The 22,960-nt window shown below is 72.5% G+C and carries 17 protein-coding genes; 13 read left to right on the top strand and 4 right to left on the bottom strand.

What is annotated here, in order from left to right:
- Positions 1-25: 25 nt before the first annotated feature.
- On the bottom strand, positions 26-373 hold the full coding sequence (locus ACFVXJ_RS09690; protein WP_389660971.1) for an SCP2 sterol-binding domain-containing protein: 348 nt from the start codon (positions 371-373) through the stop codon (positions 26-28).
- Positions 374-437: 64 nt separating this feature from the next.
- On the opposite strand from ACFVXJ_RS09690, the gene ACFVXJ_RS09685 reads away from it, so the two are divergent.
- The 5 genes from ACFVXJ_RS09685 (at position 438) to ACFVXJ_RS09665 (ending at position 5,564) form a co-directional block, all read left to right on the top strand.
- Positions 438-689, top strand: a complete 252-nt coding sequence (locus ACFVXJ_RS09685) for a hypothetical protein (protein ID WP_389660969.1) — start codon at positions 438-440, stop codon at positions 687-689.
- A gap of 7 nt (positions 690-696) precedes the next feature.
- Positions 697-1,512, top strand: a complete 816-nt coding sequence (locus ACFVXJ_RS09680; protein WP_389660967.1) for a TlyA family RNA methyltransferase — start codon at positions 697-699, stop codon at positions 1,510-1,512.
- Positions 1,509-2,465, top strand: a complete 957-nt coding sequence (locus tag ACFVXJ_RS09675; protein WP_389660965.1) for an NAD kinase — start codon at positions 1,509-1,511, stop codon at positions 2,463-2,465. Before ACFVXJ_RS09680 ends, ACFVXJ_RS09675 begins: the two co-directional genes overlap by 4 nt.
- A gap of 93 nt (positions 2,466-2,558) precedes the next feature.
- Positions 2,559-4,304 carry a DNA repair protein RecN gene (gene recN, locus ACFVXJ_RS09670; protein ID WP_389661028.1) on the top strand — a complete coding sequence of 582 codons (1,746 nt, stop codon included), beginning with the start codon at positions 2,559-2,561 and terminating at the stop codon, positions 4,302-4,304.
- Positions 4,305-4,436: 132 nt separating this feature from the next.
- Positions 4,437-5,564 carry a glycosyltransferase family 4 protein gene (locus tag ACFVXJ_RS09665; protein ID WP_389660963.1) on the top strand — a complete coding sequence of 376 codons (1,128 nt, stop codon included), beginning with the start codon at positions 4,437-4,439 and terminating at the stop codon, positions 5,562-5,564.
- A gap of 210 nt (positions 5,565-5,774) precedes the next feature.
- Here ACFVXJ_RS09665 and ACFVXJ_RS09660 read toward each other — a convergent pair whose 3' ends face one another.
- Complete coding sequence (locus ACFVXJ_RS09660; protein WP_389660961.1) at positions 5,775-7,406, bottom strand: PucR family transcriptional regulator; 1,632 nt, start codon at positions 7,404-7,406, stop codon at positions 5,775-5,777.
- Positions 7,407-7,589: 183 nt separating this feature from the next.
- Here ACFVXJ_RS09660 and ACFVXJ_RS09655 point away from each other — a divergent pair, with 183 nt between their 5' ends.
- Positions 7,590-9,125, top strand: a complete 1,536-nt coding sequence (locus ACFVXJ_RS09655; RefSeq protein WP_389660959.1) for an APC family permease — start codon at positions 7,590-7,592, stop codon at positions 9,123-9,125.
- Between the two features lie 50 nt (positions 9,126-9,175).
- Positions 9,176-10,804: an FAD-dependent oxidoreductase gene (locus tag ACFVXJ_RS09650; RefSeq protein ID WP_389660957.1), complete on the top strand. Its 1,629-nt coding sequence runs from the start codon at positions 9,176-9,178 to the stop codon at positions 10,802-10,804.
- 17 nt (positions 10,805-10,821) lie between these two features.
- Here the strand turns inward: ACFVXJ_RS09650 and ACFVXJ_RS09645 are convergent, their stop codons facing one another.
- Positions 10,822-12,204 (bottom strand): FAD-binding oxidoreductase, encoded by a 1,383-nt coding sequence (locus tag ACFVXJ_RS09645; protein ID WP_389660955.1) that lies wholly within the window; start codon positions 12,202-12,204, stop codon positions 10,822-10,824.
- 119 nt (positions 12,205-12,323) lie between these two features.
- Positions 12,324-14,129, bottom strand: a complete 1,806-nt coding sequence (locus ACFVXJ_RS09640; protein ID WP_389660953.1) for a glycoside hydrolase family 15 protein — start codon at positions 14,127-14,129, stop codon at positions 12,324-12,326.
- A 473-nt stretch (positions 14,130-14,602) separates the two neighbouring features.
- Between ACFVXJ_RS09640 and ACFVXJ_RS09635 the strand changes: the two genes are divergently transcribed.
- The 6 genes from ACFVXJ_RS09635 to ACFVXJ_RS09610 all read left to right on the top strand — a co-directional run bounded on the left by ACFVXJ_RS09635 (position 14,603) and on the right by ACFVXJ_RS09610 (position 22,378).
- A complete protein-coding gene (locus ACFVXJ_RS09635) occupies positions 14,603-16,273 on the top strand; it encodes a CTP synthase (RefSeq protein ID WP_389661026.1) in 1,671 nt (556 codons plus the stop codon).
- A gap of 120 nt (positions 16,274-16,393) precedes the next feature.
- On the top strand, positions 16,394-17,023 hold the full coding sequence (locus ACFVXJ_RS09630) for an NUDIX domain-containing protein (RefSeq protein ID WP_389661024.1): 630 nt from the start codon (positions 16,394-16,396) through the stop codon (positions 17,021-17,023).
- Between the two features lie 141 nt (positions 17,024-17,164).
- Positions 17,165-19,129, top strand: coding sequence for an AAA family ATPase (locus ACFVXJ_RS09625; protein WP_389660951.1), 1,965 nt, complete (start codon positions 17,165-17,167; stop codon positions 19,127-19,129).
- Positions 19,130-19,281: 152 nt separating this feature from the next.
- Positions 19,282-20,397, top strand: a complete 1,116-nt coding sequence (gene ald, locus ACFVXJ_RS09620; protein ID WP_389660949.1) for an alanine dehydrogenase — start codon at positions 19,282-19,284, stop codon at positions 20,395-20,397.
- Between the two features lie 449 nt (positions 20,398-20,846).
- A complete protein-coding gene (locus ACFVXJ_RS09615) occupies positions 20,847-21,884 on the top strand; it encodes a ParA family protein (RefSeq protein WP_329194072.1) in 1,038 nt (345 codons plus the stop codon).
- Entirely contained in the window at positions 21,869-22,378 is a 510-nt protein-coding gene (locus ACFVXJ_RS09610) for a hypothetical protein (protein WP_389660946.1), read from the top strand. Before ACFVXJ_RS09615 ends, ACFVXJ_RS09610 begins: the two co-directional genes overlap by 16 nt.
- The last annotated feature ends 582 nt before the right edge of the window (positions 22,379-22,960 follow it).

Genomic DNA, 22,960 nt, shown 5'->3' with positions numbered 1-22,960 from the left:
GCTCGGGCCGACCCGGCCCCGGGGCTCAGAGCAGGCTCTTGAGGCGGAGCAGGTCACGGAAGCCGGCCTCCAGCCTGATCCGGCCCGAGGCCCAGGCACGGGCGAACCTCAGCTCGCCCGCGACCATCGCGACCAGGTCGTCGCCCGTCATCGCGAGCCGGATCTCCGCCTTGCCGGCGGGCGGCCCCGGGGTGAGCGCGTCGACCCGGATCCGGCCGCCTTCGAGCCGGCCCGTGAACGTCTGGTCCAGGTCGGTGATGTGGCAGCTGAGCGAGCGGTCGAGCGCGACCGCGCCGCGCACGTCGCCGTCGGCGCCGGCCAGGTTGTCTGAGAGTCGGTCGAGTGCTTCGCGGCACTCCTCGGTGGTAGCCATCGTGATCACGACCGTACCGCAGAGCCATACGTGGTCGCGGGGCGCTTCGCGGTAGCGTCGGAGCATGACCGACGAAGCACCGGAAGCCGCCGCGGACGCCCCCGAGGCCCCCGCCGAGCCCGCGCCGCTGGGCGTCGAACGCACCGCCACCGGCCACGCCGGGGTCGACGGTCTCCTGGAGCGGCTGGCGGCCGTCGACCACCTGACGGCGGACGGACACGTCGAGGTGTACGAGGATGTGCACAGGGGGTTGCGCGACGCGCTGACCGCGCTGGACGCACCGCCCGTCCCCGGACCGTACGAAAACAGGAGCTGAACCGAACGTGGCAGGAGTGGCACGCCGCCGCCTGGACGCCGAACTGGTACGCCGCAGCATGGCACGCTCTCGGGAGCACGCGGCCCAGCTGATCGCCGCGGGCCGGGTGACCGTGGGCGGCACCACCGCCACCAAGGCGGCCACCCAGGTCGAGACCAGCGCGGCCCTCGTCGTCCTCAAGGACGACAGCGACCCCGACTACGTCTCCCGGGGCGGCCACAAACTGGCCGGCGCCCTCGCGGCGTTCCAACCACGGGGCCTGGTCGTCGAAGGCCGCCGGGCGCTGGACGCCGGCGCCTCCACCGGCGGTTTCACCGACGTGCTGCTGCGCGCCGGAGTCGCCCACGTGATGGCCGTGGACGTCGGCTACGGGCAGCTCGCCTGGTCCCTGCAGAGCGACGACCGGGTCACCGTCAAGGACCGCACCAACGTCCGCGAGCTGACCGTCGAACTGCTCGACGGCGCCGCGGTGGACCTCGTCGTCGGCGACCTGTCCTTCATCTCCATCGGCCTGGTGCTGCCCGCGCTCGTACGGTGCTGCGCGCCCGGCGCGGACCTGGTGCTGATGGTCAAGCCGCAGTTCGAGGTCGGCAAGGACCGGCTGGGCAGCGGCGGGGTGGTGCGCAGCCCCGAGCTGCGCGCCGAGGCCGTACGGGACGTCGCGGCGCAGGCGTGGAAGCTGGGGCTGGGGGTGCTCGGGGTGACCGCGAGCCCGCTGCCCGGGCCGTCCGGCAACGTCGAGTACTTTCTGTGGCTGCGGGCGGGGGCACCGGCACTCGACCCGGGGGATGTCGATCGTGCAGTGGCGGAGGGGCCGCAGTGACCGATGCAGCGGGAACGTCAGAAGCGGGTACGTCGGGAGCGGGCGGGACGGGTTCGACGGCGGGGCGCACCGTCTTCCTCGTCGCGCACACCGGGCGGCCGGCGGCCATCCGCAGCGCCGAGCTGGTGGTGCAGGGGCTGCTGAAATCGGGGCTGGGGGTACGGGTCCTCGCCGACGAGGCGGTGGACCTGCCGCTGCCGCCCGAGGTGGAGCTGGTGCCCGAAGGGACGCCCGGGGCCCTGGAGGGGTGTGAGCTGCTCATCGTGCTGGGCGGCGACGGGACCCTGCTGCGCGGTGCGGAGTTCGCGCGCGGCTCGGGGGTGCCGATGCTCGGCGTCAACCTGGGCCGGGTGGGATTCCTCGCCGAGGCCGAGCGGGACGACCTGGACAAGGTCGTGGACCGGGTGGTGACCTGCGCCTACGAGGTCGAGGAGCGGATGACCCTCGACGTGCTCGTGCGGACCAACGGCGACGTGGTCCACCGGGACTGGGCGCTGAACGAGGCCGCCGTCCAGAAGGTGTCGCCGGAGCGGATGCTGGAGGTGGTCCTGGAGATCGACGGGCGTCCGGTGTCCGGCTTCGGCTGCGACGGGATCGTCTGCGCGACGCCGACGGGCTCGACGGCGTACGCCTTCTCGGCGGGCGGGCCGGTGGTCTGGCCGGAGGTGGAGGCGCTGTTGATGGTGCCGATCAGCGCGCACGCGCTGTTCGCGAAGCCGTTGGTGACCTCGCCGAACTCGGTGCTGGCGGTGGAGGTGCAGACCGGCACCCCGCACGGGGTGCTGTGGTGTGACGGACGGCGCACCCTGGAGCTGCCGGCCGGGGCGCGGGTGGAGGTCCGGCGCGGGACGGTCCCGGTGCGGCTCGCCCGGCTGCACCACGCGTCCTTCACCGACCGGCTGGTGGCCAAGTTCGCCCTGCCCGTGTCGGGCTGGCGCGGGGCGCCGCATTAGCCCGTCATTAGCACATCCGTTCGGGGAACTCTCGGAGGGTGACGTCACATGGCACCGATGAAACCTCGGTATCGTCGTCCCGTGCTTGAGGAGATGCGGATACGGTCGCTCGGGGTCATCGACGACGCGGTGGTCGAGCTGTCGCCCGGTTTCACCGCGGTGACCGGCGAGACCGGCGCGGGCAAGACGATGGTCGTCACCAGCCTCGGGCTGCTGCTCGGCGGTCGCGCCGACCCGGCCCTGGTGCGGATCGGGTCCAAGGCGGCCGTGGTCGAGGGTCGCGTCGTGCTGCCGCCGGGCGCCCCCGCCGCCCTGCGGGCCGAGGAGGCCGGGGCGGAACTCGACGACGGCGCACTGCTGATCAGCCGGACCGTCTCCGCGGAGGGCCGCTCGCGCGCCCACGTCGGAGGACGCTCCGTGCCCGTGGGCCTGCTCGCCGAACTCGCCGATGACCTCGTCGCCGTCCACGGACAGACCGACCAACAGGGACTGCTGCGCCCGGCCCGGCAGCGCCAGGCGCTCGACCGGTACGCCGGGGACGCCGTCGCCGTCCCCCTGGAGAAGTACACCGGTGCCTACCGGCGGCTGCGCGCGGTCGCCGTCGAGCTGGAGGAGATCACCACCCGGGCCCGGGAACGCGCCCAGGAGGCGGACCTGCTGCGGTTCGGTCTGGACGAGATCGCGGCCGTCGAACCGCTGCCCGGCGAGGATGCCGAACTGGCGGCGGAGGCCGAGCGGCTGGGCCACGCCGAGTCGCTGGCCTCGGCCGCGCAGGCCGCGCACGCCGCCCTCGCCGGCAACCCCGAGGACCCCGAGGGCATCGACGCCAACACGCTGGTCGCGGGCGCGCACCGGGCGCTGGAGTCCGTACGGGCCCACGACCCGGCGCTCGGCGCGCTCGCGGAACGCATCGGTGAGCTGGGCATCCTGCTGGCCGATGTGGCCGGGGAACTCGCGGGGTACGCCGACGACCTCGACGCCGACCCGCTGCGGCTGGCCGCGGTGGAGGAACGCCGGGCGGCCCTCACCCAGCTCACCCGCAAGTACGGGGACTCCGTCGACTCCGTTCTCCAGTGGGCCCAGCAGGGCTCCGCGCGGCTGCTGGAACTGGACGGCGACGACGAGCGGATCGCGGAGCTGACCGCCGAGCGGGACGGCCTGCGGACCGAACTCTCCCAGCTCGCACAGGCGCTGACGGACGCCCGGGTGGAGGCCGCCTCGCGGTTCGCCTCCGACGTCACGGCCGAGCTGGCCTCGCTGGCGATGCCGCACGCCCGGGTCACCTTCGACATCCGCCAGACCGAGGACCCCGAGGGGGTCGAGGTCGACGGGCGGTCCGTCGCGTACGGGCCGTCGGGCGCGGACGAGGTGGAGCTGCTGCTGGCCCCGCACCCCGGCGCGCAGCCCAGGCCGATCGCCAAGGGCGCCTCGGGCGGTGAGCTGTCGCGGGTCATGCTGGCGGTGGAGGTCGTCTTCGCCGGGTCCGACCCGGTGCCGACGTACCTCTTCGACGAGGTCGACGCGGGCGTCGGCGGCAAGGCGGCCGTGGAGGTCGGGCGGCGGCTCGCGAAGCTGGCCCGCTCGGCGCAGGTCGTCGTGGTCACCCACCTGCCGCAGGTGGCGGCCTTCGCCGACCGGCAGCTGCTGGTGGAGAAGACCGTCGACGGATCGGTGACGCGCAGTGGGGTCACCGTCCTGGAGGGCGAGGACCGGATCCGCGAACTCTCGCGGATGCTGGCCGGCCAGGAGGACTCCGAGACGGCGCGCGCGCACGCCGAGGAACTGCTGGCGGCTGCCCGCGCGGACGGCCAGGGGGTGTCCGGCCCGTCACGGGCGTAGCCCGTGTGGGTGAGGCTGGGGGGCGTACGGCGGTATCTCCGGCGGGATCCGCACCCGTATGGTCCCGGAACGCGCGTGCGGACTGGCATTCTGGGCGACGTCTCTGACTCCCTCACCCTGGAGCTTCGGCCCGTGAGCAGCTCCCCGGTTTCGCCACCCGCCCCCGCGCAGCCGTACGGGCGGGAACCGCTGCGTACCGTCCAGGTCCTCGGCGGCGCGGGCGCGGGGAGCTGTGCGCACGTGCGTTCCCTCGCGACCGGGCTCGCCGCCCGGGGCGTACGGGTGACGGTGTGCGCCCCCGTCGAGGCGGAGGGCACGTTCGACTTCACGGGCGCCGGGGCCGAGTTCACGCCCGACGCGGCAGCCGCCCTGCGAGCCGCCTGCGCGGGGGCCGACCTGGTGCACGCGCACGGGGTGCGGGCCGGGATGCGGGCCGCGCTGGCGCTGCGCGGGGACCGGCGGGGGCGACGGGTACCGCTGGTGGTGACCTGGCACGGCGGCGCCCCCGAGCCGGCGGGCCCGCTCGGGCGGGTGAGCCGGCTGCTGGAACGGCACGTGGCGCGGGCGGCGTCGGTGGTGCTGGGCGCCTCCTCCGACCAGGTGGACCTGGCGCGGTCGCGCGGGGCGCGGGACGCACGGCTGGCGGCGGTGGCCGTACCGGCGGCGGCGGGGCCGGAACCGGTGGAGCCCGAGAAGATCCGGGCGGAACTGGGCGCGGTGGAGCGGCCGTTACTGATCGCGGTGGGCAGCCTGGTGGCGCGGCGCGGGTACGGGTTGTTGCTGGAGGCGGCGCGGGAGTGGCGGGCGCTGGACCCGGTACCGCTGCTGGTGATCGCGGGGGAGGGGCCGTTACGGGCGGAACTGTCCCGGCGCATCGAGGCGGAGGCCCTCCCGGTGCGGCTGCTGGGGCGGCGTCGGGACGCCGACCGGCTGCTGGCGGCGGCGGATGTCGCGGTGCTCCCGAGCCGCTGGGAGGGCCGGTCGCTGCTGGCGCAGGAGGCCCTGCGGGCCGGGGTGGCACTGGTGGCGACGCGGGTCGGGGGAGTCCCGGAACTGGTGGGCGACGCGGCGGTGCTGGTGCCGTTCGGGGACGCGGGGGCGCTGGCGGACGCGGTGACGGGCCTCCTCGCCGACCCGGGCCGCCGGGCGGGGCTCGCCGAGGCGGGGCGGGTCCAGGCGGCGACGTGGCCGTCCGAGGACGAGACGGTGGCGCAGGTCCTGTCGGTGTACGACGAGCTGATGGACCGCCGGCGGCCCTAGCCGGCCGGTGCGGGTGCGGGTGCCCTGCGGGGCTGTCCCCTACCCGCCCTTCCACCGTTCCCCGGGGCTCCGCCCCGGACCCCGCGCCTCAAACGCCGGCGAGGCTGAAATGGCGCCCCCGCCGGACGGAGTCCCGCGCCTCAAACGCCGGCGAGGCTGGAATGGCGCCCCCGCCGGACGGAGTTCGGGTCACGAAGGCGCGGGGGCGCGTCAGGAAGAGGCCGGCGTGGCCACATGGCGGCGGGCGCGGAGGGCGAGGCTGAGGGAGAGGACGGTTTCGGGGTCGTCCAGGTCCGTGCCCAGGAGCTCCGAGATGCGCGCCAGACGGTTGTAGAGCGTCTGACGGTTCAGGTGGAGCTCGCGCGCCGTCTCCGCCTTGCGGCCCGCGTGGGCCAGGTACGTCTCCAGCGTCGGCAGCAGCGGCGGGCGGGAGGCCGCGTCGTGGACCCGCAGCGCCCCGATCGCGCGGTCCACGAACGCCGCCAGGTCGGGGTGTTCCCGCAGCCGCCACAGCAGCAGGTCGATGTCCAGGCGGCGGGCGTCGTACCAGGGTCGGGCCGGCAGGCCGTGGGCGGCCGTGGCCGTCTCCGCCGCGTGCCGCAGGCCCGCCGAGGCCGCGGTCCAACCGCCGGGCACGCCGACGACCACCGCCGGCGGCGCCCCCGCCCGGTCCAGGCCCGCGCGTTCCACGCCCGCCCGCAGCGCGGCCGCCACCCGGTCGGCGACCGCCGTGCGCTCCGACTCGGCCCGCAGGGACACCAGCAGCGGCACCCGGCCCTCCACCGGCCGCACCCCCAGCAGCACCGGCACGCCGACCGCCGACAGCTCCTCCAGCACCGCCCGGGCCAGCACCGCCCAGTTCCCCGACGGGCCCAGGTCGGAGGAGAGCCGCATGACCACCGGCAGGAGCGGCCCCGCCCCGGGCTTGAACCCGAGGACGCGGGCCTGGGCCGGGGCGTCCTCCGCCGAGATCCGCCCCTCGGCCAGGTCGGTCAGGAAGTCGCCCCGGCCGCGCGCGGCCAGCTCGTCCTCCTGACGGGCCTGCATCAGGACCACCGCCAGCACGCCCGCCGTCCGCTCCGCCGCCATCCGGTGCACCGGCAGCAGCGGCGACGAGACGCCCAGCAGGACGACCCGCGCCCGCACCGAGCCCGTGCCGGGGCCGCCGCCCGGGACGTCGACGACCACCGTGTTGGCGGACGGCTGCGCCTCGCGCTGACCGCGCAGGCCCTCCCACACCTGGAGCGGGTCCGCGGCGGCGTCGCCGCCCGCCGGACCGGCCGCGTACAGCAACTGCCCGTCCGGGGTCTCCAGGAAGACGGGGTTGGCCGTGAAATCGGCCAGGATGCGCAGCACCTGGGGGATCCCGCCACCGCCCAGCAGCGCCTCCGTACATCGCCGGTGGACTTCCTCGGCGCGCTGGAGCAGGGCGTAGTGGCCGTTGACGATCTCGGTGTGGACCTCCTCCGTCACCGTCACGAAGGGGACTTCCCGGTGGAGCTGGACGAGCGGCAGACCGGCGACGCGGGCGGTCTCGACGATCGTCGCGGGCAGCCGGCTGAACCGCGGTCCCAGCTCGACGACGAGCGCGGCGATCCCCCGGTCCGCGAGGCGCCGTACGAAGGCGCGCTGCTCGGCGGGCCGGGTACCCAGGCCCAGGCCGGTGGTCAGCAGCAGTTCCCCGCCCTTGAGCAGGGACGCGATGTTGGGGACCTCGCCCGCGTGCACCCAGCGCACCGTACGGCCCAGGCGGTCGGCGCAGGCCACGACCTCCGGCAGTCCGCTGCGCAGTCCCGGCAGTTCCAGCGCCCGCTGAACCGTGATGCCGCCCTGATTGTCCATATCGCGGGACGGTACCGCCCGCCGCGTTCCGGGCACATCACCGGGCGGTTTCGAAGCCCGATCTGTCCCCTTCCGGCCCGACAACTCGTATGACACGCAAGGAGATTATCGGACCGCTTGCCGATTGTGGTGTGCGTCACTCGCCGACAGAGTGGCGCCCCACCCGACAGGAACGAGGACGGCATGAGCAAAGACCTCACCGGCACCCCATCCACGGCCGCCGCGGCACCCCAGGTCCAAAGACTGAAGGCCAACTCCGTCGGCTTGGTCGGGGTGGTCTTCATGGCCGTCGCCACCGCCGCGCCGATCACCGCGATGACCGGCAACCTCCCCATCGCGGTCGGCTTCGGCAACGGCACCGGAGCCCCCGCCGGCTACCTCTTCGCGACCGCCGTGCTCACCGTCTTCGCCGTCGGCTACGTCGCCATGGCCAAGCGGATCACCGCCGCCGGCGCGTTCTACGGGTACATCTCGCACGGCCTCGGCCGGATCGCCGGGATGGCCTCGGGCATGCTCGCGGTCCTCGCCTACATCGTCTTCGAGGCGTCGATCGTCGGGGTGTTCTCCTACTTCGCCAAGACGACCGTCCACGACCAACTCGGCGTCGACCTGCCCTGGGTCCTCTACGCCGCCGCGATGCTCGCCGTCACCGCCGCCCTCGCGCACTTCGACATCAACCTCACCGCGAAAGCCCTCGGGGTGATGCTGGTCGCCGAGATCGCCGTGCTCTTCGCCGTCGCCACCGCCGTCCTGCTCGCGGGCGGCGGCCCCGACGGCATCCCCGTCGAGCCGGTCAACCCGAAGAACGCCTTCACCGGAGCCTCGGCCGGCCTGGGCCTCTTCTTCGCCTTCTGGTCCTGGGTCGGCTTCGAGTCCACCGCGATGTACGGGGAGGAGTCCCGCGACCCGAAGCGGGTGATCCCCAAGGCGACGCTGATCTCCGTCGTCGGCGTCGGCCTCTTCTACATCTACGTCTCCTGGATGACCATCGCCGGCAACGGCCTGGCCAAGTCGGTGGAACTCTCCGCCTCCGCGAGCCCGCTGGACCTGTTCTTCGCGCCCACCGAGACCTTCATCGGCGGCTGGGCCGTCAGCGCCTTCCAGTGGCTGCTGCTGACCGGCTCGTTCGCCTGCGGCATGGCGTTCCACCAATGCGCCGCCCGCTACCTCTACGCCATCGGCCGTGAGGGCTTCCTGCACCCCGCCCTCGGCCGTACGCACGTCAAGCACGGCTCGCCCTACATCTCCTCGGTCGTGCAGACCGCCATCGCCACCGCGTTGGTCGCGCTGTTCTGGCTCACCGGCCAGGACCCGTACATCCACCTCTACACGCTGCTCGCCATCCTCGGCACGATGGCGATCCTCATCGTCCAGACGCTGTGTTCCTTCGCCGTGATCGGCTACTTCCGCAAGAACCACCCCGAGGACCGGCACTGGTTCAAGACGTTCACGGCGCCGCTGATCGGCGGGATCGCGATGGCCGCCGTGGTGGTCCTGCTGGTGGTCAACATGGAGACCGCCGCCGGGCTCGCCGCCGACTCGTTCTTCTTCACCCTGATCCCGTGGATCGTCGGCGTCGTCTTCTTCGGCGGCCTGGGCCTGGGCCTGTGGCTGAAGATCAAGGCCCCCGAGCGCTACGAGATCATCGGCCGCGTCGTGCTGGAGGACGCCGCCGAACGCGCCGAAGAGGCCGCCCCCGCCGCGGTGACCGTCCGCTGACCGAAAGCGTCGCCCACCCCAGCGCGCCCCACCGACAAGGAGCCCCCGCCATGGCCCGTACGCCCCAGATGCACGCGCTCCGCCGGCTCGCCGCCGAGCACGCGGCCGCCCGCCGCCTCGCCCTCCCGGTCGAGGAGGTCCGCGGCCTCGGCCGCCGCGAACTGCTCGGCCGCGCCGCCGCCCTCGGCCTCGGAACCGTCCTCGCCTCCTCCGCCGGCGCGTACGCCGCCGAGTCCGCCCCCGCCCCGAAGCCGCCCGTCTCACCGGCCCGCGTCGCCGTCGTCGGCGCCGGCATCTCGGGCCTCACCGCGGCCCTGACCCTCCAGGACGCGGGCGTGGCCTGCACCCTCTACGAAGCCAACCCGAGCCGGGTCGGCGGCCGCATGTACAGCCAGCGCACGCACTGGGCGTACGGCCAGACCTCCGAGATCGGCGGCGAGCTGATCGACACCAGCCACAAGAAGATCCTGGAGCTCTGTCGACGCTTCGACCTGCCCGTCGAGGACTTCCTCGGCGGCGGACCGAACGGCGCCGAGGAGATCCTCTGGCTGAACGGCACCTACTACCCGCGGACCCAGGCCGACGAGGACTTCAAGGCCGTCTACCAGGCGCTGCACCGCGACCTCCAGGACGCCGGCGAGGTGTCCTGGAACTCCGCGACCCCCGCCGGCGTCGCCCTCGACGACATGACCCTCTACGACTGGATCGAGTCCCGCGTCCCCGGCGGCCACTCCTCGCAACTCGGCCGTTTCATCGACGTCGCCTACAACGTCGAGTACGGGGCCGACACCACCCGGCAGTCCGCCCTCGCCCTGGTCCTGCTGATGGGGTACCAGTCCAACCCGGGCAACTTCAACGTCTGGGGCCTGTCCAACGAGCGCTACCACATCATCGGCGGCAACGACCGGCTCCCCAACGCCATCGCCCAGGCCCTGCCCGCCGGTTCGCTCGTGATGGGGCGCGAACTGCTCGCCGTGAAGGTGGCGGCCGACGGCACCCAAACGCTGACCTTCAACGACTCGGGGTCCGTCCGCACGGTCGTCGCCGACCACACCATCCTGTGCGTGCCCCTGCCGATCCTCCAGCGCGTCGACCTGTCCGCGGCGGGCTTCGACCCGCTGATGAAGAACCTGCTGCGCGACGCCCGCATGGGCTACTGCACGAAGCTGAACATGCAGTTCACCGCCCGGCCCTGGCGCGGCACCGGCCCCTGGCCCGGCGTCTCGGCCGGCGACTGCTTCACCGACTCGCCCGTCCAGCAGGTCTGGGACACCACCAAGGTCCAGCCGGGCACGGGCGGCATCCTGCTCCAGTACGGCGGCGGCAGCCTCGCCGGGGCGCTCACCCCCGGCTCGCCGTTCGCCACCGAGACCGACCCGTACGTGCGCGATCTCGCGGGCCGGGTCCTGACCGGCGTCGACGCCTTCTTCCCCGGGACCAAGGCCGTGTGGAACGGGCGCGCCCAATTGTCGGCCTGGCACAAGAACCCGTACTCGCTGGGCGCCTACTCGTACTGGCCGACGAGCTACCTGCACCGGTACGCCAAGTACGAGGGCACGGCGCAGGGCCGCGTCCACATCGGCGGCGAGCACTGCAGCTACGACTTCCAGGGGTTTATGGAGGGCGGCGCCACCGAGGGCGAGCGGGCCGCGCGGGAGGTGATCACCGCCCTGTCGTAGCGACTTCGCACGGGCCCCTAGGTCGGCCTGATGTTGTGGTTGAAGCGGAAGACGTTGTCCGGGTCGTACTCCCGCTTCACCGCACCCAGTCGGGCCAGGTTTTCCGCGCCGAGGCCCGCCGCCACCCGCTCGGGACCCTCGTCGCCGGTGAAGTTGAGGTACACCGCGCCGGTGCTCCACGGCCGGGCCCCGGCGCGGACGTCCTCGACCCACTGCCGGCACCGCTCGTCGTCGGCCGGGTCCTCCCAGATGCCGAAGGGGTGCACGGCCCAGGGCGCGTCGCGGTACGGCACCGGCCAGTCCCGCGGGCCGGAGGCGACGGCGCCGCCCTGCGGCAGGACCAGGTGCTGACTGCCCGTCGGCACCGGCATGGACTCCCCGGCGGCGCAGAAGACGTCCACGAACTCGTCCGGCAGCCCGGTCAGGTACTCCGCCGACCAGTAGTTCCGCATGCCGGGGGGATCGTCGATCATGCACTGGAGATCGGCGTACGGGATGGCCGTCACCATCTCGACCTCGTGCGGGATCGCGAGCAGCGGTTCGGCGAGCTTGCGGACCTCGTCCTCGGGTCCGGTGTAGGTCACCAGCGCGCCCGCCAGCAGTTGCCCGACCAGGTGCGGCGGTACGAACTCCGCGGGCGGCCCGGTCAGGTAGACCGCCGCCCCGCTCACCTCGGGGGGCCCGGCCTCGACGACGTCGCGGAACGCGCGGAGCACCGCGTTCCCGTGCTCGGGCAGGTAGAGCAGGAACGCCATGGACATGACCGGCAGGTCGTGCAGGCGCAGGGTCAGCGAGGTGGCGACGCCGAAGTTCCCGCCGCCGCCGTGCAGCGCCCAGAACAGCTCGGGGTTCTCGTCGGCGGTGGCCTCCACCACGCTGCCGTCCGCCGTGACCAGTTCCGCGCCCAGCAGGTTGTCCACGGCCAGCCCGAACTTCCGGTCCAGCCAACCGCTCCCGCCGCCCAGGACGAAGCCGCCCACCCCGGTCGTGGAGGCCCGGCCACCGGTGGTCGCCAGGTCGTACGGCGCACAGGCCCGGTCCAGGTGGCTCATCGTGGCCCCGCCCTCGACCCGTACGGCCTTCGCCGCCGGGTGGACGGTCACCTCGTGCATCCGGCGCAGGTCGATGACCACACCGCCGTCGTTGACGGACATCCCGGCGACGCTGTGACCGCCGCCGCGCACCGCGACGTGCAGGTCCAGGTCCCGCGCGAAACGCACGGCGGTGACGACGTCCGAGACGCTCTCGCACCGGGCGATGACCGCCGGCCGCCGGTCGATCATCGCGTTGAAGACGATGCGGGCCTCGTCGTAGCCCGGATCGCCCGGGGCGAAGACCTCCCCGGCCAGATCCTCGCGGAGTGCGGCGAGCGCGTCGGCCGCCTTGGAGAAGGGTGCCATGACCCACCCCTCCTTCCCTGGAGGGCGAAGAGGGCGAAGAACGCTTCCAGCCTAGGCGGGGGCCATCGTCCCGGCGCGGCGGAGCGCGCCGGTACGGACGGAGCGCGCCGGGCCGGGCGTCAGCCCCCGTAGGCGCCGCTGGCCGTCAGCCGCAGCGCCGTGTCGATCAGCGGGACGTGGCTGAACGCCTGGGGGAAGTTGCCCACCTGCCGCTGGAGCTTGGGGTCCCACTCCTCGGCCAGCAGACCCAGGTCGTTGCGCAGCGACAGCAGCTTCTCGAAGAGCCGGCGGGCCTCGTCGACCCGGCCGATCATCGCGAGGTCGTCCGCCATCCAGAACGAGCAGGCCAAGAACGCCCCCTCGTCGCCCTCCAGGCCGTCGACGCCGGCGTCCTCGCCGGCCGTCGGGTAGCGCAGGATGAAACCGTCGGGGGTGGACAGCTCGCGCTGGATCGCCTCGATGGTGCCGATGACCCGCTTGTCGTCGGGCGGCAGGAAGCCCATCTGCGGGATCAGCAGCAGGGAGGCGTCCAGTTCCTTCGACCCGTAGGACTGGGTGAAGGTGTTGCGCTCCTTGTCGTAGCCCTTCTCGCACACGTCGGCGTGGATCTCGTCGCGCAGCTCGCGCCAACGCTCCAAGGGGCCGTCCACGTCCCCGCTCTCGATGAGTTTGACCGTGCGGTCCACCGCGACCCATGCCATCACCTTGGAGTGCACGAAGTGGCGGCGCGGGCCGCGCACCTCCCAGATGCCCTCGTCCGGCTCGTTCCAGTGCGTCTCCAGGTAGCGGATCAGCTTCAACTGGAGCACCGACGCGTAGTCGTTGCGGGCCAGGCCCGTCATGTGGCCGAGGTGCAGGGCCTCGGTGACCTCGCCGTACACGTCGAGCTGCAGCTGGTGGGCGGCGCCGTTGCCGACGCGCACCGGGCGGGAGTTCTCGTAGCCCGGCAGCCAGTCCAGCTCGGTCTCGCCGAGCTCCCGCTCGCCCGCGATCCCGTACATGATCTGCAGGTTCTCCGGGTCGCCGGCGACCGCGCGCAGCAGCCAGTCCCGCCAGGCGGAGGCCTCGTCGCGGTAGCCGGTGCGCAGCAGCGAGGAGAGGGTGATCGCCGCGTCCCGCAGCCAGGTGTAGCGGTAGTCCCAGTTGCGGACGCCGCCGATCTCCTCCGGGAGGGAGGTGGTCGGCGCGGCGACGATCCCGCCCGTGGGGCCGTACGTCAGCGCCTTGAGGGTGATCAGGGAGCGGACCACCGCTTCCCGGTAGGGGCCGTGGTAGGTGCAGTGTTCGACCCAGTCCCGCCAGAAGTCGGTAGTGGCCTCCAGGGCCGCCTCGGCGTCGGGACACTCGGGCGCGCCCTTGTGGGAGGGCTGCCAGCTGATGGCGAAGGTCACCCGGTCGCCCGGGCCGACGGTGAAGTCGGAGTACGTCGTGAGGTCCTTGCCGTAGGTCTGCGCCTCGGTGTCCAGCCAGACCGAGTCCGGGCCGGCGACGGCCACGGTGCGCCCGTCCACCTTGTGCACCCAGGGCACGATCCGCCCGTAGGAGAAGCGCATCCGCAGGGCGGAGCGCATCGGGACACGGCCGCTGACCCCCTCGACGATGCGGATCAGCTGCGGGGCGTGGTCCTCGCGGGGCGGCATGAAGTCGATGACGCGGACGGTCCCCCGCGGCGTGTCCCACTCCGATTCCAGCACCAGGGAGTCACCGCGATAGCGCCGGCGGTTGGCCCGGGGGGCCGGGGTGCCGGACGGGACCGCGGGGCCGACCCGCCAGAACCCGTGTTCCTCGGTGCCGAGAATGCTCGCGAAGACAGCATGGGAGTCGAAGCGTGGCAGGCATGCCCAGTCCACGGCCCCGTCCCGGCAGACCAGAGCCGCGGTCTGCATGTCGCCGATCAGTGCGTAATCCTCGATGCGCCCGGACACGTTGCATCTCCAGTCGAACAGCCACGTCCGCCCCTGAGGGCGCTTGCAATGCGCGGATGCGCGGTCTCTTGTGTGTAGGGATCCCCGCGTCGAGCCTAGATTGCCGGATGTGGCGTGGTTACACCGTAGGCCGGACTGCTCGGCGGCGATGTGCAGCGATATTCGAGCAGGATATGTCGGCAGACTAGTGATCTCCTTAAGCCCCGGGACAATACGACTCGGCCGAATGGGTGACCAGGGCGGATACCCCGGTCGGGCGGGTCCCAACCGGGGGCGGCGAGGGGTCGGCGGGCGTCGCCGGAGGCGGACCGGTCCGGGCGCTGATAGGCTGGTACCCCGTGGACCGGTGGTCTGCCTGTGCGAACCAGGAGCCCCGAAACCGCAGCTTCGGCGCCCCCTGAGAACCTTCCGGATCTCCGCGGGACGGCGCCGGACGCACCTCACCTCGCGACCACGGGAGCCCCCTCTTGGCTATGCCGCCCGCTGCTTTTCGAAACAGCACAGCCATGACGACCAAGCACATCTTCGTCACCGGGGGTGTCGCTTCGTCCCTCGGCAAGGGCCTGACGGCCTCCAGCCTGGGTGCGCTGCTGAAGGCGCGCGGCCTGCGGGTCACGATGCAGAAGCTCGACCCGTACCTGAACGTCGACCCGGGCACGATGAACCCCTTCCAGCACGGCGAGGTGTTCGTCACCAACGACGGCGCCGAGACCGACCTGGACATCGGCCACTACGAGCGTTTCCTCGACGTCGACCTCGACGGCTCGGCCAACGTCACCACCGGCCAGGTCTACTCGCAGGTCATCGCCAAGGAGCGGCGCGGCGAGTACCTCGGTGACACCGTGCAGGTCATCCCGCACATCACCAACGAGATCAAGCACCGCATCCGGCGGATGGCGACCGACGACGTCGACGTCGTCATCACCGAGGTCGGCGGCACCGTCGGCGACATCGAGTCGCTGCCGTTCCTGGAGACCGTCCGGCAGGTCCGCCACGAGGTCGGCCGCGACAACGTCTTCGTCGTGCACATCTCGCTGCTCCCCTACATCGGCCCGTCCGGCGAGCTGAAGACCAAGCCGACCCAGCACTCGGTCGCGGCGCTGCGCAACATCGGCATCCAGCCCGACGCGATCGTGCTGCGCGCCGACCGCGAGGTCCCGACGTCCATCAAGCGCAAGATCTCGCTGATGTGCGACGTCGACGAGGCCGCGGTCGTCGCCGCGATCGACGCCAAGTCGATCTACGACATCCCGAAGGTGCTGCACACCGAGGGCCTGGACGCCTATGTCGTCCGCAAGCTCGACCTGCCCTTCCGCGACGTCGACTGGACGGTGTGGGAGGACCTGCTGGACCGGGTCCACAACCCCGACCACGAGGTCAAGGTCGCGCTCGTCGGCAAGTACATCGACCTGCCCGACGCCTACCTGTCGGTGACCGAGGCGCTGCGCGCCGGCGGCTTCGCCAACCGGGCCCGCGTCCAGATCAAGTGGGTCACCTCCGACGACTGCAAGACGCCGGAGGACGCCGCCGCGCAGCTCGGCGACGTCGACGCGATCTGCGTGCCCGGCGGCTTCGGCGACCGGGGCGTCAACGGCAAGGTCGGAGCGATCACCTACGCCCGCGAGAACAAGATCCCGCTGCTGGGCCTGTGCCTGGGCCTGCAGTGCGTGGTCATCGAGGCCGCGCGCAACCTGGCGGGCATCGAGGAGGCGAACTCCACCGAGTTCGACGCCTCCACCCCGCACCCGGTCATCTCGACCATGGAGGAGCAGCTGGCCTTCGTCGAGGGCGCGGGCGACCTGGGCGGCACGATGCGCCTGGGCATGTACCCGGCCAAGCTCGCCGAGGGCTCGATCGTGCGCGAGGTCTACGGCGACCAGGCGTACGTGGACGAGCGCCACCGCCACCGCTACGAGGTGAACAACGCCTACCGCGGCGAGCTGGAGAAGAAGGCCGGCCTCGTCTTCTCCGGAACCTCCCCGGACAACAAGCTCGTCGAGTACGTCGAGTACCCGCGTGAGGTCCACCCCTACCTGGTGGCCACCCAGGCCCACCCGGAGCTCCGCTCCCGCCCGACCCGGCCGCACCCGCTGTTCGCGGGCCTGGTGAAGGCCGCGGTGGAGCGACAGCAGTCGGCGAAGTGATCGCTTGAGCGCATAACGTAGGCAGCCGGGGCACGCGATCGTGCCCCGGCTGTCGCGTTTCTGCGGAAGGTACTGGGCATGGGAACGACCATGGGCAACGACAACGGCATCGGCACCGGCATCGACATCGCGGACACACCGGAGTCCTGGGAGGTCGTCGCCTCGCGGACCCCGTTCCAGGGCGCGAAGACGGCGGTCCGCTCGGAGCAGGTGCGGATGCCGGACCGGGCGGTGGTCCGCCGCGACTACCAGGTGCACCCCGGCTCCGTGTGCGTCCTCGCCGTCGACGAGGAGCAGCGCGTCCTGATCCTCAGGCAGTACCGGCACCCGGTGCGGCACAAGCTGTGGGAACTGCCCGCGGGACTGCTGGACGTGCCCGGCGAGAACCCGCTGCGCGCGGCGCAGCGGGAACTGTACGAGGAGGCGCACGTCGAGGCCCGGGACTGGCGGGTGCTGGTCGACTTCTTCTCCAGCCCCGGCGGCTCCGACGAGGCGATCCGGATCTTCCTCGCCCGGGACCTCACGCAGTCCGCGGGGGAACGCTTCGAGGTGTCCGAGGAGGAGGCCGACATGGAGTTGGCCCGGGTCCCGCTGGAGGAGCTGGTGGACCGGGTACTCGCGGGCGAACTCGGCAACCCCGGCCTGGTGAGCGGGGTCCTCGCCCTCTCCGCCGCCCTCGCCCGAGACGGCGGGATCGACGCGCTGCGCCCCGCCCTCGCGCCCTGGCCGGCCCGCCCGTTCCAGGCGTAGGAAGCGGTCGCTGGGCCGGATGGGCCGCTGATGTGACGATCGGCTGATCCGATCGGGCGATCCACCCGCCGCGCTCCACACGGACCGTCGCTCTGCGTGAACTACGCTCGGCAACCCTAGGGCAGGGAGAGGAGCGGATCCGTGACGGATTTCGTCGGGCGGCGGCGTGAGCTCAAGGAGCTGCGCGAGGACATCGCGCGGACCGGACTCGACACCCTCTCGGGCCGCAAGGCCAAGGCCCCGCGCGCGCGGGTGCTCCTGATCGCCGGACGCCCGGGTTCGGGACGCACGGCGTTGGCCGAGGAGCTGGTACGGGAGGTCCGCGACCAATACCCCGACGGACTGCTGAAGGTACGGCTCACCCTGCCCGGCGGCGGCACCGTCGCCACCGAACGGGCGGTGCGGACCCTGCTGGAAGGGCTGGGGCGGCCCACCCCGCCCGGAGCCGGCGAGGACGACCTCAGCTCCGCCCTGCGCACCGCGCTCAAGGGCAAGCGGGCCGTCCTGCTCGTCGACGACGCCGCCGATCCGCACCAGGTCGACGCGCTGCTGCCCGACACCCCCGAGTGCCTGGTCGTCGTCACCGCCCAGGGGCCCCTCACCGGAATTCCGGATGTCCGCCCCTGCACTCTCGGAGGGCTCGACACCCCCTCGGCGGTCAAGATGCTCGCCGGTGGCATCCGGGACACCCGGATCACCGTCGATCCGCTCGCCGCCGAGGCCCTCGCCCAGGAGTGCGGCGGTCAGCCCGCCGCGCTGAAGCTGGCCGGCGGCTGGCTGGCCGCGCATCCGCAGGCATCCGTCGCCGACGTGGCCAAGCAGCTCCACGACATGCCGCCCGGCACCGACGGACAGCTCGGCCGGGCCTTCCGGCTCGTCTACGAGTCCCTGCCGCAGCCCGCCCAGCGCACCCTGCGGCTGCTTCCGCTCGCGCCCGCCGGGATCATCGACTCGCACACCGCCTCGGCCCTCGCCGGCTGCTCCGTCGCCGCCGCCCAGTCCACGCTGGAGGACTTCGCCGGGCTGGGGCTCGTACGGCACGCCCAGGACGGACTGTTCCTGCTGCCCGGTTGCCTGGCGCCGCTGCTGCGGGCGCTGCTGGAGACCAAGGAGCGTCCGGCCGAGGTGCAGCTGGCCCGGGCCCGGATGCTGGAGCGGACCGTACGGTTGCTGGGCTCCTGCCGGGCGATGGCCGCGGACGACGAGGACCACCTGCGGGAGCGGCTGGACGGGCTGCCCCGTGCGCTGCGCTTCCCCGACCGGCGGGCGGCGGCCACCTGGCTGGACACCCGGCTGCCCGCCCTGGTCGCCTCGGCCTCCCTCGCGGTGGCCGACGGAGAGCTGGACACCCTCGCCCGGCGGCTGGTCGCCGCCCTCGTGCGGGCCCTGGCCGAGCACCGCGGCACGGCCGCCGCCGCGCCCGAGCTGTACGGGCTGCACCGCCTGGTCCTGGGCGTCGCCGAGCGGCGCGGCCTGCACCGGGAGCGGGCCGCGGCGCTGCTGAACCTGGCCGATCTGGACGCCGAGACGGGCCGCACCCAGGAGGCCCTGGAGCGGTATCGGGCCGCGCTGGACGCCGGAAAGGCGGCGAACGACCCCTACGCGACGGGCCGCGCGATGGAATCCGTAGGGGGTGCCTACCAGGAGCTGGCGGACTGGCACCGGGCCTGCGACTGGTTCGGCCGGGCCCTGTCCCAGGCACTCGCCCGGGGGGAGCGCGCGGACGAGGCGAGGCTGTACGGCCGGCTGGGCAACGTACACACCTACGCGGGCCGGTACGGGGACGCGCTGCGCAGTTGGCGGGCGGCCGCGGCGGGGTACCGGAAGCTGGCCGATGTCCCGGGCCAGGCAAAGGCGTTGAGCGAGATGGCGCGCATTCAGGAGTACGCCGGCCGGCCCGCGGAATCGCTGCACACCTGCCGTGCGGCGGTGGAGCTGGCGCGCAAGGCGGGAGACCTGCGACTCCAGGCCGCGCTCCAGGTCCGGCTGGCCGACACGCTCGACCGGCTCGGCGACCCGGCCGCCGCCCGACTGCACAGGTCCGCGGCTGACAGATTGCTGGGAGACGACCCCGCAGCCTGCGAAATCCGCAGTGATTCCGACTAAGATTATTTGTTTGCAAGGCTAGACAGCGCCTCATCCTTCATTAGACTGGCTTCACCACGTCATCTCGTGGTGCATCCCGTTGCGCGTTCTTGTGGGCGGGTATGTATGGAAGTGCCCGGTAATATCCCCTGAGTCAAGGACCGTGATCGACGATGAAGGTCGGCATCCCCCGCGAGGTCAAGAACAACGAGTTCCGGGTCGCCATCACGCCCGCCGGCGTGCATGAGCTGGTCCGTAACGGCCACCAGGTCTTCGTCGAGCAGAACGCCGGTGTCGGCTCCTCGATCACGGACGCCGAGTACGTCGCCGCGGGCGCCGAGATCCTCGGTACCGCCGACGAGGTCTGGCAGACCGCCGACCTGCTGCTGAAGGTCAAGGAGCCGATCGCCGAGGAGTACCACCGCCTCCGCAAGGACCAGACCCTCTTCACGTACCTGCACCTGGCGGCCTCCCGCGAGTGCACGGACGCCCTGCTGGAGTCCGGCACCACCGCCATCGCGTACGAGACGGTCGAGCTCGCGAACCGCGCGCTCCCGCTGCTCGCCCCGATGTCCGAGGTCGCGGGCCGGCTGGCCCCGCAGGTCGGCGCCTACCACCTGATGCGCTCGGCCGGCGGCCGCGGCGTGCTCCCCGGTGGTGTCCCCGGCACCCACGCCGGCGAGTGCGTGGTCATCGGCGGTGGCGTCTCCGGCTGGAACGCCGCGCAGATCGCCATCGGCATGGGCTTCCACGTGACCCTGCTCGACAAGGACATCAACAAGCTCCGCGAGGCCGACAAGATCTTCGGCACGAAGATCAAGACGATCGTCTCCAACGCCTACGAGCTGGAGAAGGCCGTCATCGAGGCCGACCTCGTCATCGGCGCGGTGCTGATCCCGGGTGCGAAGGCCCCCAAGCTGGTCACCAACGAGCTCGTCGCCAAGATGAAGCCCGGAAGTGTCCTTGTCGACATTGCGATCGACCAGGGCGGCTGCTTCGAGGACTCCCGTCCGACCACCCACGCCGAGCCGACCTTCCAGGTCCACAACTCGGTCTTCTACTGCGTCGCCAACATGCCGGGCGCCGTGCCGAACACCTCCACCTACGCCCTCACGAACGCGACGCTGCCCTACATCGTGCAGCTCGCGAACCTCGGCTGGGTCGAGGCGCTGCGTCGTGACCCGGCGCTCGCGCTGGGCCTCAACACCCATGACGGCAAGGTCGTTTACGGCCCGGTCGCCGAGGCCCACGGCCTGGAGATCCTGCCGCTGCACACGCTGCTCGGCTGACCCGTCAACGACTGACGTCAATCTCACGTCTCCGGCCGGACCTTGCCCGCAAGGTCCGGCCGGACGCGTTTGCGCGGTGTGCGGGGACGCCGTTCAACTCGCCTCGAACGTAACCCTTTAACCCTTTCGCGCACCCGCGAAACTTCGTAGTGACAGCTCGTACGCCCTTGACAGAGTGGTGTTCGGTTGCCGACACAACGCGGCGGGTCCGGCGGATTGTGTTGCCGCTGAGTGGTGACACGCCATAGAGTCGCCAACCGTCGGCATGGTGCCACGCTGACCTATCGATAAGTGTCCTGGTCACGTCCGAGGAGGTAAGACGACTTGTGAATGAGTCGACATTTGCTCCTGGGGGTGGTCGAGCAGGAACGCCAGAGCGGGGCCGAGGTTCCGCCGGGACCGAGGCTGTCGGCTCGGTCGCAGTCCGCACCTTCGCAAACCACCAGCACATGACGACGCCCCGAAAGAGCATGGACGGCCTAGACGTGAACTCCAGGGCCGGCGACCCGAGCGGCGAACAGCCCGTGGGATTCGCCGACTACGACCAGGTGCCCGAAGGGCACTTCTACGACCCCGACGCGGAGTACGAGCCCGACCCCGAGTACGCGGCCACTCTCGCCCCCGACGCTGCCCGCCAGCGCCGCGAGCGGATCGGCCCGACCGGACGGCCGCTGCCGTACTTCCCGATCCCGGGCCCGCTGACCGACCACGGTCCCGCGACGATCATCGCGATGTGCAACCAGAAGGGCGGCGTCGGCAAGACCACGTCGACCATCAACCTGGGCGCCGCGCTCGCCGAATACGGGCGCCGCGTGCTGCTCGTCGACTTCGACCCGCAGGGCGCGCTGTCCGTGGGCCTCGGCGTCAACCCGATGGAACTCGACCTGACGGTCTACAACCTGCTCATGGAGCGGGGCATGTCGGCCGACGAGGTGCTGCTCAAGACGGCCGTTCCCAACATGGACCTGCTGCCGAGCAACATCGACCTGTCCGCCGCCGAAGTGCAGTTGGTCAGCGAGGTCGCGCGCGAGTCCACGCTCCAGCGCGCGCTCAAGCCGCTGATGCAGGACTACGACTACATCGTGATCGACTGTCAGCCGTCGCTCGGCCTGCTGACCGTGAACGCCCTGACGGCGGCTCACAAGGTCATCGTGCCGCTGGAATGCGAGTTCTTCGCGCTGCGCGGTGTGGCGCTGCTGACCGAGACGATCGAGAAGGTGCAGGAGCGGCTCAACCCCGAGTTGGAGCTCGACGGCATCCTCGCCACGATGTACGACTCCCGTACGGTGCACAGCCGTGAGGTGCTGGCGCGGGTCGTCGAGGCGTTCGACGACCACGTCTACCACACGGTCATCGGTCGCACGGTGCGCTTCCCGGAGACCACGGTCGCCGGTGAGCCGATCACCACGTACGCCTCCAACTCCGTCGGCGCCGCCGCCTACCGCCAGCTGGCCAGGGAGGTGCTCGCCCGGTGTCCCGCCGAGTGAGTCTGCCCGGAGCCGACGAACTGTTCCGTACGACCGGGGGGATGGCGCTCCAGTCGTCCTCGCCGAGGCGGGGTGTGGAGGAGCCGGCGACGACGGGTTCACCTTCGCCTTCGTCTTCGCCCTCGCCGGAGCACACGGCGGGCGAGGGCCGGGGCGGCCGGGAGGCCGGGGAACCCGCGGTGGGCCCGCAGCGGCGGGCGCAGGAAGGTTCTGCCACCGCCGCCGGGGCGTCCTCGCCCCGGGCCGGCAAGGGGCAGGGCCGGGGCGCGAACCGGCGCCCCAGCGGGCGTGAGCGGCACGACGAGAAGATCACGGTCTACGTCTCCGCCGAGGAGCTGATGGACCTGGAGCACGCGCGGCTGGTGCTGCGCGGGGAGCACGGCCTGGCGGTCGACCGCGGGCGCATCGTCCGCGAGGCGGTGGCGGTGGTCCTGGCCGACCTGGAGTCCCGCGGCGACGCCAGCATCCTGGTCCGCCGCCTCCGCGGTCGCTGAGCCGACCTTCGCGGGGCGTCGGCCCCTGACCGTGGCGGGCCGCCGCGTGCCGCTCTGACGTCGGCGAGACGGCCCCGAGCCCCACACCCGGCCAGCCGGCTGGCGCCCTTCGCCGCTGCTCCGCTTGCTGCGGCTGCCCGGCCCGGGGCGTGGACGACCGGCTCCGGTCTCCTCGGTGTCGGCGGTTGCTGCCCCGGTTCGGCCGAGGGCGTCGTCTGTGTCGGTCCGTCGCGATGCCTGGACGGCATCCGTGGCGGTGGCGCGGCCACGTGCTCGCCGGCCGCGGCCGGGCGGCCCTGCTTGGCCAGGACCGTTGGGGGCCGGCACCCGGTCTGCCTTCACGCGCGGGCGCTGCCGCCCGTCTGGCGTCCGTGCCGCCCTCCGGGGCCGGCCGGCGGCCGCCCGGGCGTTCGGGCGCCGGGCCCCCTGGGGCCCGCGTGGCGGAGCGTGACCGCTCCGGCCGGGGTGCGGCGGTTTCCGCGGGTCCGGGCGGTGCCCGGATCTCGCTGCGGCCGGGGCCTCGTCGTGAGCCGGTCCGCTGTGGCCCGTACGGCGTCCACGTTCCGGGGCGGCGGCTTGCCG

Origin of the sequence: Streptomyces sp. NPDC058279, assembly GCF_042881255.1 — a bacterium.
Taxonomy (GTDB): domain Bacteria; phylum Actinomycetota; class Actinomycetes; order Streptomycetales; family Streptomycetaceae; genus Streptomyces.
This window is presented reverse-complemented; position numbering and strand designations above follow the sequence as displayed.

Excerpts from the sequence above, each read along its gene's own strand:
- ACFVXJ_RS09690 (WP_389660971.1), bottom strand. The coding sequence starts at position 373 with ATGGCTACCACCGAGGAGTGCCGCGAAGCACTCGACCGACTCTCAGAC.
- ACFVXJ_RS09685 (WP_389660969.1), top strand. The coding sequence starts at position 438 with ATGACCGACGAAGCACCGGAAGCCGCCGCGGACGCCCCCGAGGCCCCC.
- recN (WP_389661028.1), top strand. The coding sequence starts at position 2,559 with ATGCGGATACGGTCGCTCGGGGTCATCGACGACGCGGTGGTCGAGCTG.
- ACFVXJ_RS09660 (WP_389660961.1), bottom strand. The coding sequence starts at position 7,406 with ATGGACAATCAGGGCGGCATCACGGTTCAGCGGGCGCTGGAACTGCCG.
- ACFVXJ_RS09655 (WP_389660959.1), top strand. The coding sequence starts at position 7,590 with ATGAGCAAAGACCTCACCGGCACCCCATCCACGGCCGCCGCGGCACCC.
- ACFVXJ_RS09650 (WP_389660957.1), top strand. The coding sequence starts at position 9,176 with ATGGCCCGTACGCCCCAGATGCACGCGCTCCGCCGGCTCGCCGCCGAG.
- ACFVXJ_RS09645 (WP_389660955.1), bottom strand. The coding sequence starts at position 12,204 with ATGGCACCCTTCTCCAAGGCGGCCGACGCGCTCGCCGCACTCCGCGAG.
- ACFVXJ_RS09635 (WP_389661026.1), top strand. The coding sequence starts at position 14,603 with ATGCCGCCCGCTGCTTTTCGAAACAGCACAGCCATGACGACCAAGCAC.
- ald (WP_389660949.1), top strand. The coding sequence starts at position 19,282 with ATGAAGGTCGGCATCCCCCGCGAGGTCAAGAACAACGAGTTCCGGGTC.
- ACFVXJ_RS09615 (WP_329194072.1), top strand. The coding sequence starts at position 20,847 with ATGACGACGCCCCGAAAGAGCATGGACGGCCTAGACGTGAACTCCAGG.